The sequence below is a fragment of the Caballeronia pedi genome (genome assembly GCF_001544915.2).
In the GTDB taxonomy this organism is placed as follows: domain Bacteria; phylum Pseudomonadota; class Gammaproteobacteria; order Burkholderiales; family Burkholderiaceae; genus Caballeronia; species Caballeronia pedi.
Genome location: NZ_FCOE02000006.1, coordinates 290,945 through 307,138, shown reverse-complemented (window position 1 = coordinate 307,138; position 16,194 = coordinate 290,945). Strand labels below are relative to the sequence as shown.

At 64.9% G+C, this 16,194-nt stretch carries 15 protein-coding genes and 2 riboswitches; of the genes, 6 read left to right on the top strand and 9 right to left on the bottom strand.

Annotated elements, in window-relative coordinates:
• Nucleotides 1–30 precede the first annotated feature (30 nt).
• Complete coding sequence (locus AWB80_RS12420) at nucleotides 31–582, bottom strand: histidine phosphatase family protein (protein WP_061174938.1); 552 nt, start codon at nucleotides 580–582, stop codon at nucleotides 31–33.
• Nucleotides 583–631: 49 nt separating this feature from the next.
• Nucleotides 632–758, top strand: a riboswitch (cobalamin riboswitch).
• A gap of 29 nt (nucleotides 759–787) precedes the next feature.
• On the opposite strand from AWB80_RS12420, the gene AWB80_RS12415 reads away from it, so the two are divergent.
• Both AWB80_RS12415 and AWB80_RS12410 read left to right on the top strand, forming a co-directional pair.
• Nucleotides 788–1,021, top strand: coding sequence for a CbtB domain-containing protein (locus AWB80_RS12415; RefSeq protein WP_061174937.1), 234 nt, complete (start codon nucleotides 788–790; stop codon nucleotides 1,019–1,021).
• Between the two features lie 9 nt (nucleotides 1,022–1,030).
• Nucleotides 1,031–1,816: a CbtA family protein gene (locus AWB80_RS12410; protein ID WP_061174936.1), complete on the top strand. Its 786-nt coding sequence runs from the start codon at nucleotides 1,031–1,033 to the stop codon at nucleotides 1,814–1,816.
• Nucleotides 1,817–1,829: 13 nt separating this feature from the next.
• Here AWB80_RS12410 and AWB80_RS12405 read toward each other — a convergent pair whose 3' ends face one another.
• The 4 genes from AWB80_RS12405 to AWB80_RS12385 form a co-directional block, all read right to left on the bottom strand.
• Nucleotides 1,830–2,072 carry a DUF1289 domain-containing protein gene (locus AWB80_RS12405; protein ID WP_087131222.1) on the bottom strand — a complete coding sequence of 81 codons (243 nt, stop codon included), beginning with the start codon at nucleotides 2,070–2,072 and terminating at the stop codon, nucleotides 1,830–1,832.
• The gene (locus AWB80_RS12400) at nucleotides 2,069–3,367 is read right to left on the bottom strand and encodes a cobyrinic acid a,c-diamide synthase CobB (protein WP_061174935.1); all 1,299 of its coding nucleotides are present in this window, start codon (nucleotides 3,365–3,367) and stop codon (nucleotides 2,069–2,071) included. Before AWB80_RS12400 ends, AWB80_RS12405 begins: the two co-directional genes overlap by 4 nt.
• 5 nt (nucleotides 3,368–3,372) lie before the next feature.
• Complete coding sequence (cobO, locus tag AWB80_RS12395; protein WP_061174934.1) at nucleotides 3,373–3,975, bottom strand: cob(I)yrinic acid a,c-diamide adenosyltransferase; 603 nt, start codon at nucleotides 3,973–3,975, stop codon at nucleotides 3,373–3,375.
• A 296-nt stretch (nucleotides 3,976–4,271) separates the two neighbouring features.
• A complete protein-coding gene (locus AWB80_RS12385; protein WP_061174933.1) occupies nucleotides 4,272–4,673 on the bottom strand; it encodes a cobalamin biosynthesis protein in 402 nt (133 codons plus the stop codon).
• Nucleotides 4,674–4,771: 98 nt separating this feature from the next.
• Nucleotides 4,772–5,028, top strand: a riboswitch (cobalamin riboswitch).
• Nucleotides 5,029–5,149: 121 nt separating this feature from the next.
• Between AWB80_RS12385 and cobW the strand changes: the two genes are divergently transcribed.
• From cobW to AWB80_RS12365, 4 genes are all read left to right on the top strand, one after another.
• Nucleotides 5,150–6,235, top strand: coding sequence for a cobalamin biosynthesis protein CobW (gene cobW / locus AWB80_RS12380; RefSeq protein ID WP_061174985.1), 1,086 nt, complete (start codon nucleotides 5,150–5,152; stop codon nucleotides 6,233–6,235).
• A gap of 4 nt (nucleotides 6,236–6,239) precedes the next feature.
• Entirely contained in the window at nucleotides 6,240–10,016 is a 3,777-nt protein-coding gene (cobN, locus tag AWB80_RS12375) for a cobaltochelatase subunit CobN (RefSeq protein WP_061174984.1), read from the top strand.
• Nucleotides 10,013–11,008 carry a magnesium chelatase ATPase subunit I gene (locus AWB80_RS12370; protein WP_061174932.1) on the top strand — a complete coding sequence of 332 codons (996 nt, stop codon included), beginning with the start codon at nucleotides 10,013–10,015 and terminating at the stop codon, nucleotides 11,006–11,008. The genes cobN and AWB80_RS12370 overlap by 4 nt, the downstream gene beginning before the upstream one ends.
• 119 nt (nucleotides 11,009–11,127) lie before the next feature.
• Nucleotides 11,128–11,697: a vWA domain-containing protein gene (locus AWB80_RS12365; RefSeq protein ID WP_061174983.1), complete on the top strand. Its 570-nt coding sequence runs from the start codon at nucleotides 11,128–11,130 to the stop codon at nucleotides 11,695–11,697.
• Nucleotides 11,698–11,932: 235 nt separating this feature from the next.
• On the opposite strand, the gene cobJ is transcribed toward AWB80_RS12365, so the two are convergent.
• From cobJ to cobG, 4 genes are read right to left on the bottom strand one after another with little or no spacing between them, the layout of a single operon-like run.
• Entirely contained in the window at nucleotides 11,933–13,585 is a 1,653-nt protein-coding gene (gene cobJ, locus AWB80_RS12360) for a precorrin-3B C(17)-methyltransferase (RefSeq protein WP_061174931.1), read from the bottom strand.
• Complete coding sequence (locus tag AWB80_RS12355; RefSeq protein WP_061174930.1) at nucleotides 13,573–14,301, bottom strand: precorrin-2 C(20)-methyltransferase; 729 nt, start codon at nucleotides 14,299–14,301, stop codon at nucleotides 13,573–13,575. Before AWB80_RS12355 ends, cobJ begins: the two co-directional genes overlap by 13 nt.
• Nucleotides 14,298–14,924 carry a precorrin-8X methylmutase gene (locus tag AWB80_RS12350; RefSeq protein ID WP_061174982.1) on the bottom strand — a complete coding sequence of 209 codons (627 nt, stop codon included), beginning with the start codon at nucleotides 14,922–14,924 and terminating at the stop codon, nucleotides 14,298–14,300. Before AWB80_RS12350 ends, AWB80_RS12355 begins: the two co-directional genes overlap by 4 nt.
• On the bottom strand, nucleotides 14,917–16,185 hold the full coding sequence (gene cobG, locus AWB80_RS12345) for a precorrin-3B synthase (protein ID WP_087131219.1): 1,269 nt from the start codon (nucleotides 16,183–16,185) through the stop codon (nucleotides 14,917–14,919). The genes AWB80_RS12350 and cobG overlap by 8 nt, the downstream gene beginning before the upstream one ends.
• Nucleotides 16,186–16,194 lie beyond the last annotated feature (9 nt).

Here is a 16,194-nt window from a genome sequence, read left to right as displayed (position 1 = left end):
CTCGTTGGAGCGCTTTGTAAGGAACGAAGTTCAGACGAGCGTCCAGGCATCTTCGGGCGACGCGCGTTTGAGCACCGTGGACGAAAGCGGCGCGAGGTCCATTCCGTAGACGGAGGCGAGCGGCGTGCCGAGCACATGCGCGAGCGCCACTTTCACGACGATCGCATGCGTGACGACGATGCAGCGCTCGCGCGCATTCAGGCGGTCGATGAAGGTGAGGCCCTGCGCAACGCGCATCGCCAGCATGCCGACGCTCTCGCCGCCGTGCGGGCGCGCAAGCGGGTCCGCGAGCCACGCCGCAACATGCTCCGGCTCGCGCTCGCCCATCTCGCGGATGGACAGGCCACGCCAGCGGCCATAGTCGATGTCGTCGAACGCGGGCACGATCTCGAACGCATCCGCGATCCATCCGGCCGTCTCGCGCGTCACGCGTGCGGGGCTCGCGATCACGCGCGTGTCGCCATACGCGCGCAATGGTGCGAGCAGCGCGCGTCCGTCGAACTGGGCGGGTTCGTCGCCGGTGGGAAAGCGGCCGGTTTTCATCGCGCGCGTGGCGGCGTGGCACAGGAGGATGAGTTCCAAGGGAGCGGGACCGGCGGGATGAGATCGTTTTACTTTGCCGTCAATCGTCATAGAATGGCAAGCTTGCAGTGCGAGGAAGCCGGTGCAAACCCGGCACGGTCGCGCCACTGTATGCGGTTCGTGTGTCGAAAGGCGCTGTGCCGCGAGTCAGACCCCGCTGCACGCTCTTCATCAATCGGGACGCGCTTTTCCCTGGAGAACCATAATGAATGCTTCCAACACGCCGGCCTTTTCCGCTCCGGTTTCCCCGTCGCTCGACGTACCCGTGCCGATTCCGGTGCGCGAAGTGCTGCCCTGGGCCGTGTTCATCGGCCTCATTTTGCTGATCGCAATCTATTTCGTCGGGGCCGAGCAGGGCGCGACGTCGATTTTCTCGGGCACCTACGTCCACGAATTCGTTCACGACGGCCGGCATCTGCTCGGCTTTCCGTGCCACTGAGGTCCCGTCATGATTCGCACTTTGCTGATACGCGGCATGATCGCGGGATTAGTCGCGGGCCTGATCGGCTTCGGTTTCGCGCGTGCGTTCGGCGAGCCGTCCGTGGCGCGCGCGATCGCATTCGAGGCGCAGCATGAGCACGCGCAGGCGCCGCATGACCATGAACATGCCGATGCGTCGGCCACCGCCGCACATTCGCACGATCACGGCGACGAAGAACTCGTCTCACGCGATACGCAAGCGGGCCTCGGTCTGCTGACTGGCGTTGCGGTGTTCGGCACCGCGCTGGGCGGTCTTTTTTCGCTCGTGTTCGCGTTCGCTTATGGACGGCTCGGCGCACTGCATGCGCGCGGCACGTCGGCACTGCTGGCGTTATTCGGTTTCGTGAGCGTCGCCATCGTGCCGTTTCTCAAGTACCCGCCGAATCCGCCGGCAGTGGGCAATCCCGAGACCATCGGCCCGCGCACGGCGCTTTTCTTCGGCATGGTGGCGATTTCGATCGCGGCGGCTGTGTTCGCCGTGCGGCTCCAGCGGCGCATGCAGGCGCGGCATGGCGGCTGGAACGCGACGCTCATCGGCGCGGCGGCGTATATCGTCGTGATCGTGGTGGCGCAGGTCGCGTTGCCGCGCATCGATGAAGTTCCTGCCGAATTCTCCGCATCGCTCTTGTGGAATTTCCGCCTCGCCGCGATCGGCATGCAGGCGCTGATCTGGGCTGCGCTCGGTCTCGTGTTCGGCGCGCTCGCCGCGCGGGAACTGGAACGGCCGGCAGTCAGGCGCATGGCCACGGCCTGAGCGGCCGCGTTGCCTATTTCGTTATCGCCGCACGCCGCGCAAGCAGTTCGTCGAACAAGGCGAGTTTCGCGGCGTCATCCATCGCGCGGAAGGTCTTGATCTCTCCGCGGCTTCGGAAGCAGCCGAGGCACAGTCCGGTATCGGCATCGAGCTTGCAGACGTCGGTGCAGGGCGAGCCGACTGGCTGCTGAGTTTTGGCGCGTTCGATGGTGAATGCGAGGTCGAGCGGCGTGCGAATGTCTGGCGTGGTCGTCATAGTGATTCACCGCGAAAGAGCGCGGCGGCTGCGGCCGGATTCGACGGCCAGTATGCGTGCATATACGTGGCCGTGACCGGGCCGTGTCGATAAAGCGCTTCGCCCGATGTGCCGGTGGTCGCGTGCATCGCCTGAAGCGTGGGCTGCATCGGCGTCTGCAAGGTCGAGTAATGGAAAGTGTGGCCAGTCATCGGGCCGTGCGTCGTATCGATGCGCTGCATCGCGAGGCGCGACAGCTTGCGTTGCATCGCCGCATCGCCGGGCAGAACGCCGAGCATCGCGTGCCGGGTGCCTTCTATATCTGTCAGCGTGTCGAGCAGATATAGCATGCCGCCGCATTCCGCGACGACCGGTTTATTTTGCACGACGTGCTCATCGATCGACGCGCGCGTGCGCGAATGCGCAGCGAGCGCGGCGGCATGCAACTCGGGGTAGCCGCCGGGAAGATAGAGCGCGTCGGCATCGGCAGGCGCGGGTTCGTCGGCGAGCGGCGAGAACGTGCTGATGCGCGCACCCATCGCGACGAGCAGATCGACGTTTGCCGGATAGACGAAGGAAAACGCGGCGTCGCGCGCCATCGCGATATGCAGGCCTTCGAGCAGACGCGGCGGCGCGGGAAGCGTGGCATCGTCGAAATGAACCGGCGGCGGCAGATCGGCCAGCGCGGTTTGCGCGATGGCGTCGGCGGCGCGTTCGAGCCGCGCGTCGAGGCCCGCGACTTCTTCGGGCTGCGTGAGACCGAGATGACGCTCGGGCAAGGCGATATCGTCGGCATTCGACAGATGGCCGCAATAGCGCAAGCCTTCGGGAATCGTCTCCGACAACATTTGCGCATGACGCGCCGACGCGACGCGATTCGCGAGCACGCCATGAAACGGTACGTCCGCGCGATAACGCGCGAGCCCGAACGCGATGGCGCCGAACGTCTGCGCCATGCCGTGCGCGCCGATCACCGCGAGCACGGGCACCTTGAACGCGGCGGCGAGATCGGCGCTGCTCGGCGTGCCGTCGAACAGGCCCATCACGCCTTCGATGAGAATGAGGTCCGCCTCGCGCGCCGCCTGCGCGAGCAATGCGCGGCACGCGTCGAGCCCGACCATCGACAGATGCAGCGAATAGACGGGCGCGCCGCATGCGCGTTCGAGGATCATCGGATCGAGAAAATCCGGACCGGTCTTGAAGACGCGCACCTTCAGGCCGCGTCGCGTGTGATGGCGCGCGAGCGCGGCCGTCACCGTGGTCTTGCCTTGATGCGACGCGCTTGCGCCGATGAAAAGAGCGGGGCAGTCGGACATCGCGTTCAGAATTCCACGCCGCGTTGCGCCTTCACGCCCTGCTCGCGATACGGATGCTTCACGAGGCGCATCTCGGTGACGAGATCGGCGAGCTCGACGAGGGCATCGGGTGCATGGCGTCCCGTCACGACGACATGCAACATCGCGGGCCTTGCCTTCAGCACGTCGAGCACTTCGTCGAGCGGCAGATATTCATACTTGAGCACGGCGTTCAGTTCGTCGAGCACGACCATCTGATACTCGCCGCTTTCGATCATGCGCCGCGCCTCGTTCCAGCCTTTGCGCGCGGTCGCCATGTCGGCTTCGCGGTCCTGCGTGTTCCAGGTGTAGCCGTCGCCCATCGTGATGAAATCGCAATGTGCGATTGCGCCGAGGAAATCGCGCTCCGATGTGTGCAACGCACCCTTGATGAACTGCACGACGCCGAGCTTCATGCCGTGGCCGAGGACACGGACGGCCATACCGAAGGCGGCGGTGGTCTTGCCCTTGCCGTTGCCGGTGTTCACGATCAGCAAGCCTTTCTCGTGGTCGGCGGCGGCCTGTTTCTTTTCGTGGCCTTCCTTGCGGCGCTGGGTCATGCGCAGATGCGATTCGGTATCGGTTTTCACATGAACTCCGGTGAATGGGGTGGCGGTCTGTGCCCGCATGACGAAAGACGGCCGTATCGTACCTTGGCGAGCGGCCTCGGTGTGGCCTGTCCACGCGTTAATTCTGCGCTAACAGACGGTGTGCATCATGCAATCAGGCAATGACGCAATCACCGAAATCGGGAGCAAGGAAATGGACGCGATCTACCTATATCTGGAACTCGTGGCGCTGGCGATCCTCGCCTGGCTCTGCCGCGACAAGCTGATATCCATCGTCGCCAAACCGTCCGCCAGCAAGGAAACCGCGCGCACGACCGTCAAGCCGCGCCCGCACAGGACCCGCGCGCCACTGCGATCGCGACGGTTACGCCACAACCGATCGTCTTTGGCACGATGAGCGTTTGCGCGTTGCCCGCGAGCAGCGCGCATGGCTCGCATACGCCGTCCACGTTCAGATGCTTCGCCGCGTGTTGCGAAGTCGTAGTGCGCGGCGCCCGCGCAATTTCATCGGCGCGATAGAAACACAACGGCAAACGATGACGCTCGCAGAACGCGAGCAACCCCGCTTCGTCGCGCTTCGCATCGATGCTCGCGACGATCGCGATATCGCCGAGCGAATGCGGCCCGAGCGCCAGCCGCACGGCGTGTTCGATCGCATCCGCGCTGGCGCCGCGCCTGCATCCTATTCCTACCGCGAGTCGCGCGCTGACGGATTTCATGTCGATTCGAAGCGGTTGCATTTCAAGGCGGCCCAACATTAACACAGCACGTCGCGCGCGCGGCCCTTCCATTCTTGACGCTCGTAGCCGCCGGGCCTAGACTTTCACGCAGTTTTGGTGCTCGCGCGCGGATTCTCTCGCGCGCAGTTAAACGGGAAGCAGGACGCGTTCCATTGCTCCGATCGAACGGACGTCAACCTGCGCTGCCCCCGCAACGGTAAGCGATGCCCTTGTATGGTCGATGTTTTCATCGCATGCATGGGGAGCCGGCTTCGAGGCCACTGCGCGTGAACGCGCGGGAAGGCGAAGCGGCGTGGTCGTCAGCCCGGATACCGGCCAGACTTCAGAAGGATCGCTGCCGCGGGGATGCGGCGCGGTCCGTGATCCATCGAAGCGTGCGTTTCCTTTTTGTCCAGCAGCGTTGCCACGCATCGCGCGACACGAAGCGCACGCACCTGAAAAGCCACGGAGCTACGATGCAAACCCGCAAGATCCCCGTAACCGTCGTGACCGGCTTTCTCGGCAGCGGCAAGACCACGCTGATGCGGCATATCCTGTCCCACGCGCAAGGAAAGCGCATCGCGGTGATCGTCAACGAGTTCGGCGAACTCGGCATCGACGGGGAAATCCTCAAGGGCTGCGGCATCGGCTGCGACGATGAAGCCGCTTCGAAAGACCGCAATCTGTACGAACTCGCCAACGGTTGCCTCTGCTGCACCGTGCAGGAAGAGTTCTATCCTGTGATGGAGCAGCTCGTCGAGCGGCGCGACAGCATCGATCACGTGCTGATCGAAACGTCGGGACTCGCGTTGCCGAAGCCGCTCGTGCAGGCGTTCAACTGGCCGTCGATCAAGAACGCCTTTACCGTCGATGCGGTCGTGACCGTCGTCGATGGTCCCGCTGCCGCGAGCGGCCAGTTCGCGGCGAATCCCCTCGCGGTCGATGCGCAACGCAAGGCCGATCCGAATCTCGATCACGAATCGCCGCTGCACGAATTGTTCGAGGATCAGCTCGCGTCGGCGGATCTCGTCATCGTCAACAAGACCGATCTCATGGATGCCGACGCGCTGCGAAAGGTCGAAGCGCTCGTGCGTCCGGAGATTCCGCCCGAAGTGAAGATCGTGCCCGCGCAGATGGGCAAGCTCGATGTGCATACGCTGCTCGGGCTCGAAGCGGCATCGGAAGAGACCATTCATCTGCGCCATGATCATCACGGCGCGCCCGACGATGAAGGCCACGCCGATCATCATCATGACGCGTTCGATTCGGTTGTCGTGCATGGCGAGATCGAATCGCGCGAACAGGCGCTTGCCGCCTTGCATGCGCTCGTCGAGCATCACACGATCTATCGCGTGAAGGGCTTCGCGGCGCTGCCGGGCGCTGCGATGCGGCTCGTCGTGCAGGGCGTCGGACGACGCTTCGACAGCTATTTCGACCGGCGCTGGGAAGCCGGCGAAGCGAAGACGCGAAGCCGTTTCGTGCTGATCGGCGAAGACCTCGAACGCGATGCATTGCAGCGCGCGTTCGATGCCGCGCTCGCGGGCACGCCGGCGCAGGTCTGACGCGATGCATCTGCTTCGCACCACGCCGGGAGGCTTCGTCGACGATGCGCAAGGCGTCATGCGCATCGAGCAGACGCGCGCGCCGATCGTCGTGCTCAGTTCCGCCGACACCACGCTCGCCTTGCTCGCCAGCGTATTTCCGCGTCTGGAAGCGGGCTTTCCCGAAGTGCGGCTCGCGAATCAATCGTTTCTGCGTCAGCCCGCATCGGTCGATTTCTATGTCGACGATGTATTGCGTCACGCGAAGGTCGTCATCGTCGATCATCTCGGCGGCGAATCGTACTGGCCTTATGGCATCGAGCGGATCGTCGCGCTTGCGAAAGAGCGCAAGCAGATGCTCGCGATGTTCTCGGGCGACCTCACCGAAGACCCGAATCTGACCGCGAAAAGCACGGCGGACGCGGCGTTCTGCCGTGAGTTGTCGCGCTATCTGCGCGAAGGCGGCGCGCGCAACGCGGAAGAATTCCTGCGTTCGATCGCGTATGCCGCATTCGGCTTCGGGCGCGAGCCGCAACGCCCGAGCCCGTTGCCCGCGGTCGCGATCTATCATCCCGAACGCGATATCGCGGCTATCGAGGACTGGCAGGCGCGCTGGACCGAAGGCGCGCCGGTCACCGCGATTCTGTTTTATCGCGCGCATTTGCAGTCGGGCAATACCGCCGTGTTCGATGCGCTGATCGAAGCACTCGAACAGCAAGGCATGAATCCGCTGCCCATCGCGATTTCGTCGCTGAAGGAAAGCGTGAGCCGTGAAGTGGTCGAGCGTTTGTGCGCGGAGCATCGCGCATCGCTCGTGTTGAATACGACGGCGTTCGCCACGAGCGTGATCGGCGAAGACGATGCATTCGAAGTCGCGGGCGATGCGCCCGTGCTGCAGGTCATTCTGAGCGGCGGCAATCGCGACGACTGGCAAAAGGACAATCACGGCCTGAATTCGCGCGATGTCGCGATGCACGTCGCGCTGCCCGAAGTCGACGGCCGCATCATCACGCGCGCGGTGAGCTTCAAGGGGCTCGCCTATTACTGCAAGCACACGCAGGTGGATGTCGTGCGCTATCAGGCCGATGCGGAGCGGGTGCGCTTCGTGGCCGAACTGAGCCGCCGATGGTGCAGGCTGCGGCATACGCCGAACGCACACAAACGTATCGCGCTCGTGCTTGCGAACTATCCGGCGAGCGAAGGGCGTATCGGCAATGGCGTGGGTCTCGATACGCCCGCATCGGCGATCGGCATTCTGTCGATGCTCGCGCGCGAAGGTTATCGCGTGGGCGAGATTCCCGTGCATGGCGATGCGCTCATCGCCGCGCTCACCGAAGGCGTGACCAATGATCCCGTCGTGCGCGATTTGCGCCCGGCGTTGCAGAGTCTTTCGCTCGACGAGTATCTCGATGCGTATCGCTCACTGCCCGCCGATGCGCGCGCCGCGCTGGAAAAGACCTGGGGCGCGCCCGAAGACGATCCCACGATCAGACGCGGCCGCTTCATGATCGCGGGCTATCGCTGCGGCGAAGTATTCGTCGGCATTCAGCCTTCGCGCTCGCGCGCACGTAACGATTACGCAAGCTATCACGACGCCGAACTCGTGCCGCCGCATTCGTATCTCGCGTTCTATTTCTGGCTGCGTCTGCGCTTTCAAATGGATGCGCTCGTGCATGTCGGCAAACACGGCAATCTCGAATGGCTGCCGGGCAAGAGCGTCGCGCTATCGTCGTCATGCTGGCCCGACGCGATTCTCGGACCGATGCCGCATCTCTATCCGTTCATCGTGAACGATCCGGGCGAAGGCAGCCAGGCGAAGCGTCGCGCGCAGGCGGTGATCATCGATCATCTGATGCCGCCGCTCACGCGTGCCGAAAACTACGGGCCATTGCAGGATCTGGAACGTCAGGTCGACGAGTACTACGAAGCATTGATGGTCGATGCGCGCCGAGCGAAACTGTTGCGCAAGTCGATTCTTGCGAACATCGTCGAGAACAGGTTGCATGACGAACTCGGACTCGATGCGCCGCGCGATAGCGTCGGTGAAGATGCGCTGCTCACGCGCGCTGATGCCTACCTCTGCGAACTGAAAGAAGCGCAGATTCGCGACGGCCTGCATGTGTTCGGCGTGTCGCCACAAGGCGTGCAACGTCGCGACACGCTGCTCGCGCTCGGCCGCTTTCCTGTCGGCGACGGGCAGGGCGGCAATGCGAGCCTCATCACGGCGATCGCGCGCGATCTGCAATTGCCCGCCGGTTTCGATCCGCTCGATGCCGACTGGGCCGCGCCGTGGGACGGACCGCGTCCACGCGCGCTCGTCGAAGTCAGCGATGCGCCATGGCGTCATCATGGCGACACGCGCGAGCGCATTGAATGGTTCGCGATGCAACTACTGTCGGACGACGATGCCGCCGCGCCCGGTCCGTATGCATCGCTCGTGCTCGAACGCCTGCGTGGCGACGTGCTCGCGCGGCTCGATGCGTGCGGTCCGCAAGAGCTTTTGCAACTGAAGCGCGGACTCGAAGGACGTTTCGTGCCGCCGGGTCCGAGCGGATCGCCGTCGCGCGGACGGCCCGATGTGCTGCCCACGGGCCGCAACTTCTATTCCGTCGATACGCGCGCCTTGCCGACGCAAGCGGCATGGTCGCTCGGCCTCAAGTCCGCGAATGCGCTGGTCGAACGGCACGCGCAGGATCACGGCGATTTTCCGCGCGCGATCGGTCTGTCCGTGTGGGGCACGGCGACGATGCGCACGGGCGGCGACGATATCGCGCAAGCCTTCGCGCTGATCGGCGTGCGGCCGAAGTGGGCGGCGGGCAGTCATCGCGTGACCGACTTCGAGATTTTGCCGATCGCCATCTTCAACCGGCCGCGCATCGACGTGACATTGCGCGTGTCGGGATTCTTCCGCGACGCGTTCGCGAATCTGATTCATCTCTTCGATGCGGCCGTGCAAGCCGTCGCCGAACTCGACGACGAGCCCGCCGACGTCAACCCGATCCGCGCACGCATCCTGCGCGAGCGCGACGAACTCATCGCGCGCGGCATCGATGCGAAGGAAGCGCGGCGTCGCGCGGGCTGGCGCGTGTTCAGCACGAAGCCCGGCGCATACGGCGCGGGCCTGCAGGAACTGATCGACGCGAAGCAATGGCAGACCGATGCAGATCTCTCCGCCGCGTATCAAAGCACGGGCGGCTACGCGTATTCGCAAACCGGCGATGGCGTCGAAGCACGCGCGAGTTTTGGCGCGCGGTTATCGACGCTCGATGTCGTGCTGCAGAATCAGGACAACCGCGAACACGATCTGCTCGATTCGAACGACTATCATCAGTTTCAGGGCGGCATGGTGGCGGCCGTGCGTTATCTGTCCGGCGTGCAGCCACAAGCCTATAACGCGGATCACAGCAATCCCGCCGCGCCGCGCGTGCGCACATTGAACGAAGAGATCGCTCGCACGGTGCGTTCGCGCGTCGTCAATCCGAAGTGGATCGACGGCGTGAAGCGCCACGGCTACAAAGGCGCGTCCGAGCTTGCCGCGACCGTCGATTATCTGTTCGGCTATGACGCCACCGCGCGCGTCGTGTCGGATCATCAATACGCGCTCGTCACCGATGCGTATGTGAACGATGAGGACACGCGCGCGTTCATCAAGCAACACAATCCCCACGCACTGCAATCGATCTGCGAGCGTTTGCTCGAAGCGATGCAGCGCGGTTTGTGGCAGGAGCCTGCCGATTATCGCGAGCAGGTCGAACGGCATCTGCTCGATATCGAACAGCGCATCGAAGGCCGACAACATTGAATCCACTCAATTTTCCCTTTACCGCGCTCGTGGGTCAGGAGCCGTTGCAACAGGCTTTGCTTCTTGCGGCGGTCGATCCCGCGATAGGCGGCGTGCTCGTCAGCGGGCCGCGCGGCACAGCCAAGTCGACGGCGGCGCGCGCGCTCGCGGAGTTGTTGCCTGAAGGGCGGCTCGTGACCTTGCCGCTCGGCGCGAGCGAGGAGCAACTGATCGGCACGCTCGACATTCAAAGCGCGTTGCGCGATGGCGGCGTGCAGTTTTCGCCGGGCTTGCTCGCGAAAGCGCATCTGGGCGTGCTGTATGTCGACGAGGTCAATCTGCTGCCGAATCCGCTCGTCGATCAGTTGCTCGACGTCGCGGCGAGCGGCGTGAACATCATCGAGCGCGATGGCATTTCGCATCGGCATGACGCGCGTTTCGTGCTGATCGGCACGATGAATCCGGAAGAGGGCGAGTTGCGTCCGCAATTGCTCGATCGCTTCGGGCTCGCTGTTGAGATGAGCAATTGCTTCGATGCGGGCGTGCGGCAGCGCATCGTGAAGGCGCGTCTCGCCTTCGATTCGGATTCCGATGCATTCCGCGCGCGGCATGCAAGCGAGCAGACGTCGCTGAGCGCCCGCATTCATGCGGCGCGTGCGGCGCTCCCGTCATTCGAGTTCGACGATGCGGTTCACGCGCGCGTGAGCGAGCTTTGCATCGAGGCGCATGTCGATGGTTTGCGCTCGGACATCGTGATGTTGCGCGCAGCGCGGGCGCTGGCTGCGTTCGAAGGCGCATCGAATGTGGTCGTGGCCCATGTCGAGCGTGTCGCCGATGCGGTGCTGAAGCATCGTCGGCGAGAGGTTGAAGCGCCTGCGCGTGAGCCGGCCGCACGTGAATCGGTGCAACGCGATGCAGGTTCGGGCGATTCGGACTGGGGCTATCTGCCGCCGGAGCCGACCGGAACCGCGAAGATCAAGCAAGTGAGGCCGCTGCCCGCAAAAAAAGCCTGAACCATCGAGGGCGCGACGCGGATGCCTTCAACACAGGGCATCGCCTTCGATGGAACGAAGCGCGTGTGAAAGGCCGCATCGCCGCGCGCGATGGGGAACGCAGCAGGACCATCGACTGGCTGGCGACATTGCGGGCGAAGCGTTCTGCGCGCCTCGATACTCAACATTTGCGCTATCGACGTACGCAGGGCGAAGGCGCGGTGCTGCATTGCTTTCTGCTCGATTGCTCCGGTTCGATGCTCGCGGGCGAGCGGCTTGCGCGCGCAAAAGGGATGCTCGTCGCGTTGTTCGATCGGGCTTATCGCGAGCGTGCCCAAATTGCGCTCGTGTGTTTCGGCGGCGGACGTGCGCAGGTTCGCCGGCAACCGGGCGCAGCGCATTGGTTCAATGAGCGCTGGGTTGCCCCAATCGCCGGTGGCGGCGGCACGCCGCTCGCGCTAGGACTGGCGAGCGCGGCGACGGTGCTCGAACGCGCGGCAAGGCGCAGACCGTCGCAGCGGCGCAGGCTTTGGGTGCTGACCGATGGGCGCACGAATGAACGGCCGGACGCGCCGGTATCGGCGGATGAAATCGTCGTTGTGGATTTTGAAGAAGGGTTGGTGCGTGTGGGGCGATGCGGGGAGTTGGCGCGTCGTTGGGATGCGGAGTATTGCGTTATTGGGGAATTGATTGGAGAGGTGGGCCGGTAGTGTTATGGCCTTTTGTGCAAGTAACCAAAGAAAGCAGCTTTTCCCCTCCGGAACGCTTCAAGCCGGCCGCGGCACGGGCGAGCGAGTTTGGGCACAGCAGTAGCACGTGCCCTCGTAGGTCTAACGGGGCGTGGACCGCGCACGGTACACGATCAGGGGATCAGGCGAGAGCCAGCTTGTGTTTGTAGCGTGTACCCCACGAGGCGGAATGACAACCGAATGCCGCGCCCCGATCTCACCCATACCACCGCGGCGTATAAACCCAATCCCCCACCACCCGCGTAGTCGATGACCCCACGATCACCATCGTCCGCATATCGACGAGATCGCTTTTCAACTCGCCCAGCGTAACGACACGCAACGCTTCGGCCGGACGCCCAATATCTCGCCCGAGCACGACAGGCGTCTCCACGCCACGATACCGCTTCACGATTTCAATCGCACGATCGAACTGCCACGGCCGCGCCTTCGATAGCGGGTTATAGAACGCCATCACGAGATCGGCTTCGCCCGCATGCGCGATGCGTTTCTCGATCACGCTCCACGGCTTCAAATTATCCGACAACGACATCACGCAAAAATCATGACCCAGTGGCGCACCCGCCCGCGCGGCCGTAGCAAGCGATGCCGACACACCCGGCACGATCGCGAGTTTCACCGCGCTCCACTCGGGATGCGCGGCGCGCCCTTCGTCGAGCGCTTCGAGTACGGCAGCCGCCATCGCGAACACGCCCGGATCGCCCGATGACACCACGACCACACGCCGTCCTTCGCTCGCCAGTTCGAACGCGTGACACGCACGCTGCAATTCCTCGCGATTGTCGGTGATATGCACGCGTTGATCGTCGCGAAACGGCCCGGCCATGCGGACATAGGTTTCATAGCCGAGCACGTCTTGCGCGGCGGCGAGCGCATCTTTCGCGGCGGGCGTCATCAGTGCGGCGCTGCCGGGGCCGAGTCCGATCACCGTCAGCGTGCCGCGCGCGCGGCCTATTGTTTGCACGTCGATGGGTGCATCGCGCACCTGCAAGGCGATATCGCGCGCATCGCTCACATCGAACGGCGCGGCATCGCAAAAGCGCAGCGGCACATCGAGTGCATGAGCGGCATCGGCAAGCGATTGCGCTGTCATGTCGCGCACGGGCGCAATCAGCGCCGCGAGCGCAAGCGGCGCGAGACCCCGTTCGTGCATTGCGCGACGCACGCGTTCCACGATGTCGTCGTCGCGCGAAGAATCTTCGATCCACGCTAGCACGCAACGCGGGTGAATCACGAGGCTATCCGCATCGCTGACGGCAAGCGGCGTGATGCGCACCGCGCGACTTGCAGCGTCGGCGCGGGGCAGCGCGGCATCGTCGAGCCAGGGCGCGTGGCCTTCGATGCGCGTCGTTTCTCCCGCGAGCAAGTCGGACACGAAGCGCTTGCCTTGCTCGATATCCGCGAGCGCATAGCCTTCGGGCGGCGCGAGCAGACATTGACCGAAGCGCAGTTCGCCGCTTGTCGTGATCGCGGGCGCGACGTCGAGCGCGGCGCCGATATCGCGCGCCAGCACATTCACGCCGCGCACGCCGCCGAGCAGCGGCACGACCGCGCTGCCATCCTGTGCGATGGCGAGCACGGGCGGCTCGGCGCCCTTGTCGGCGAGACACGGCGCGAGCGCGCGAATCACGATGCCCGCGGAACACAACGCGACGATGGGCGTTCCCGCTGCATACAGCTCGCGCACGTGCGCGCCGAAATCGTCATAAGCGATGTCCGCGCTCACACGGCTCGCCAATCCATGTACGCGCGATTCCGGAAAGCGCGCCTGTATGCGCCGCGCGGTCGCGAGCGCGCCCGCACCCAGCACGACGAGCGCCATCGGCATGGAAGCACTCATGCGCGCCATTTTTTCCCCGGCACGACGAGCAGTGAAAAATACGGCGACGCCATCGGATCGACGTCATCGAGCGGCACGATGCGCTGATTGGCCATCGTCGCGCGTTCGACATACAGCGCGCGCTCATCGAGTCCGAGTTCGCCGAGCACGCGCCGCACCTTCTCGAAGTTGCGTCCGAGTTTCATGATGACGGCCGCATCCGCCGCTTCGAGCCGGCGCTTCAGATCGTCTTCCGGCAACACGCCCGACAGCACCGACAGACTCTGATTGCGATACACGAGCGGCACGCCCAGTACCGCGACGCCGCCGAGCATCGAACACACGCCCGGCACGACCTGCGCATCGAAGCAACCGGCGAGCCGGTCGTGCAGATACATGTACGAGCCATAGAAGAACGGGTCGCCTTCGCAGATCACCGCGACATCGCGTCCGGCTTCGAGATGAGCGGAGATCGTGAGCGCGGCTTCGTCGTAGAACGCGCTGATGATCGTCTCGTAGCAGAGTGGCGGCTCCAGCGCCTCGGTCGTCACCGGATAGACGAGCGGCAGGCGCGTCTGGTTATCGCCGAGATGCGCTTCGATGATGCCGAACGCGTTGCCCTTCTTGCCCTTCGCGACGAAATACGCGACCACGGGCGCGGCCTTCAGCAGGCGCAGCGCCTTCACGGTGATAAGTTCCGGATCGCCCGGACCGACGCCCAAACCATAGAGACGTCCGCTCATCATTCGGCCTCCGAAGCAAGAGCGTTCACTGCCGCTGCTGCCATCGCGCTGCCGCCGCGACGGCCGAGCAGGGCGACGAAGGGCACGCCGCGGCTATCGGCGGCGAGCATCGCCTTGGATTCCGCCGCGCCGATGAAGCCGACCGGAAAGCCCAGAATGAGCGCGGGCTTCGGTGCGCCGGCATCGAGCATGTCGAGCAGATGAAAGAGCGCGGTCGGCGCATTGCCGATCGCGATGATCGCGCCTTCGAGATCCGGCCGCCACAGTTCGAGCGCGGCGGCCGAGCGCGTGTTGCTCATCGCGCGGGCGCGCTCGGGAATCGACGGATCGCTCAACGTGCAAATGACCCGGTTGTCCGCGGAAAGGCGTGCCCGCGTGATGCCTTCGGCGACCATGCGCGCGTCGCACAGAATCGGCGCGCCGGCTGCGAGCGCGCGTCGGCCCGCGTCGCCCGCGCCTGGAGAAAAGCGCAGATCGCTCACGATATCGATCATGCCGCACGCGTGGATCAGGCGTACCGCGAGCTTTTCCAGATCGGCGGGCATGGCGGCGAGGTCGGCTTCGGCGCGGATCGTCGCGAACGACTGGCGATAAATCTCCGCGCCGTCGCGGATGTAGTCAGGCATCGGCATGGCTCCGGGCGAGCCGTTCGGCCGCCTCTTCGATAGTCAGATTGCGCGCGACGATGCGACCGTCGCGATGAAAGTCATAGCGTCCCGGCGCGACCGCAAAGAGCGTCACCGGGACCGGATGCGCCGCCGCGCACGAACGCTCGCAGCCGCTCAGATGCACGGGCGTTTCGTCGTGCGCGGGCAGAAGGGACGCGAGGCGATGCGCGTCGGCTTTGGTGTCGGCGTGGCTTTTTGCGCAGCCCTCGGACCCGGCACACGCGATCAGGCGCGCGAGCGGATCGCGCGGGTCGGTGGCGAGCCCGAGCGCGCGCAAGGTTTGAAGCACTTCGTGCGTGTCTTGCGGCGCGATGCCTGGCAGCAGCACGCTTTGCCACGGCGTCATCGTCAGGCGCCCTTCGGCGTGCTGTTCAGCGAGATCGGCGAGGGCTTCGAGCGTGCGCGCGTCGAGGCGTCCGAGCGGCGTCTGCGCGCCTGCGTACCACGTCGCGCGATACGGTTCCGCGTGCGCGCCGAGCCGCAGCGATGCATCGGCGGGGGCGCGTCGCCAGGTCTGCACGTCCGCGTCGAAATCGAATCCTTCGAGAAATTGCGCGACGCCTACACGCGCGAGCAGATCGCGCATACGATGTTCGTCAGGCGTCGCGAGCGCGAGAAACCTGCGCAGCGCGCGCGCAACGAACGTCACCAGATTCGCGCGCGGCACCGCGCCGAGCGCGCACTGCGACATCGTTCCCGCGAAACCGAAGGCGAAGCGCGCGCCGTCGTCGAATGTGGAGAGCCAGAGATCGTGTGGGTGATCGAGCATCGCGAGACGTTCGCCGGCATCGAGTTGCAACGCGAACTTGGGCGACAGCGCGTGCAGCGAGGCATCGGCCTGCATCGCGTCGATGATGTCCGCGGCGAGCGCGCGCGTGGCGTCGCTCGCGAGCGGGCTCAGCATCACGTTGCGGATGTCGTCGGCGCTTGCCGTCGACGGACCGAGGGCCGCGTCGAGTGCGATGTCGATCAGCGCGGCGTGGGCGTCGTCGCGGATGCCGCGCAATTGCAGATTCGCGCGATTGGTCACTTCGATCACGCCCGAGCCGCAGTCGCGCGCCGCACGCGCAACGGCCCGCGCCGCGTGCGCGCTCAGTGCGCCGCCCGGAAGACGCAGACGCGCGAGACCGCCATCGCGCGCGGGCACGATGCGCATCAGGCCCGGGCACGCCGAAGCGCGCGGGGCGGCGTTGAGCGATGGGCGGTCGAATGAAGTCAAAAGCAGGAC

Bases quoted from the DNA above. Each gene is read 5' to 3' on its own strand.
- AWB80_RS12415 (WP_061174937.1), top strand. From the start codon at position 788: ATGAATGCTTCCAACACGCCGGCCTTTTCCGCTCCGGTTTCCCCGTCG.
- AWB80_RS12410 (WP_061174936.1), top strand. From the start codon at position 1,031: ATGATTCGCACTTTGCTGATACGCGGCATGATCGCGGGATTAGTCGCG.
- AWB80_RS12405 (WP_087131222.1), bottom strand. From the start codon at position 2,072: ATGACGACCACGCCAGACATTCGCACGCCGCTCGACCTCGCATTCACC.
- AWB80_RS12400 (WP_061174935.1), bottom strand. From the start codon at position 3,367: ATGTCCGACTGCCCCGCTCTTTTCATCGGCGCAAGCGCGTCGCATCAA.
- AWB80_RS12385 (WP_061174933.1), bottom strand. From the start codon at position 4,673: ATGAAATCCGTCAGCGCGCGACTCGCGGTAGGAATAGGATGCAGGCGC.
- cobW (WP_061174985.1), top strand. From the start codon at position 5,150: ATGCAAACCCGCAAGATCCCCGTAACCGTCGTGACCGGCTTTCTCGGC.
- cobN (WP_061174984.1), top strand. From the start codon at position 6,240: ATGCATCTGCTTCGCACCACGCCGGGAGGCTTCGTCGACGATGCGCAA.
- cobJ (WP_061174931.1), bottom strand. From the start codon at position 13,585: ATGGCGCGCATGAGTGCTTCCATGCCGATGGCGCTCGTCGTGCTGGGT.
- AWB80_RS12355 (WP_061174930.1), bottom strand. From the start codon at position 14,301: ATGATGAGCGGACGTCTCTATGGTTTGGGCGTCGGTCCGGGCGATCCG.
- AWB80_RS12350 (WP_061174982.1), bottom strand. From the start codon at position 14,924: ATGCCTGACTACATCCGCGACGGCGCGGAGATTTATCGCCAGTCGTTC.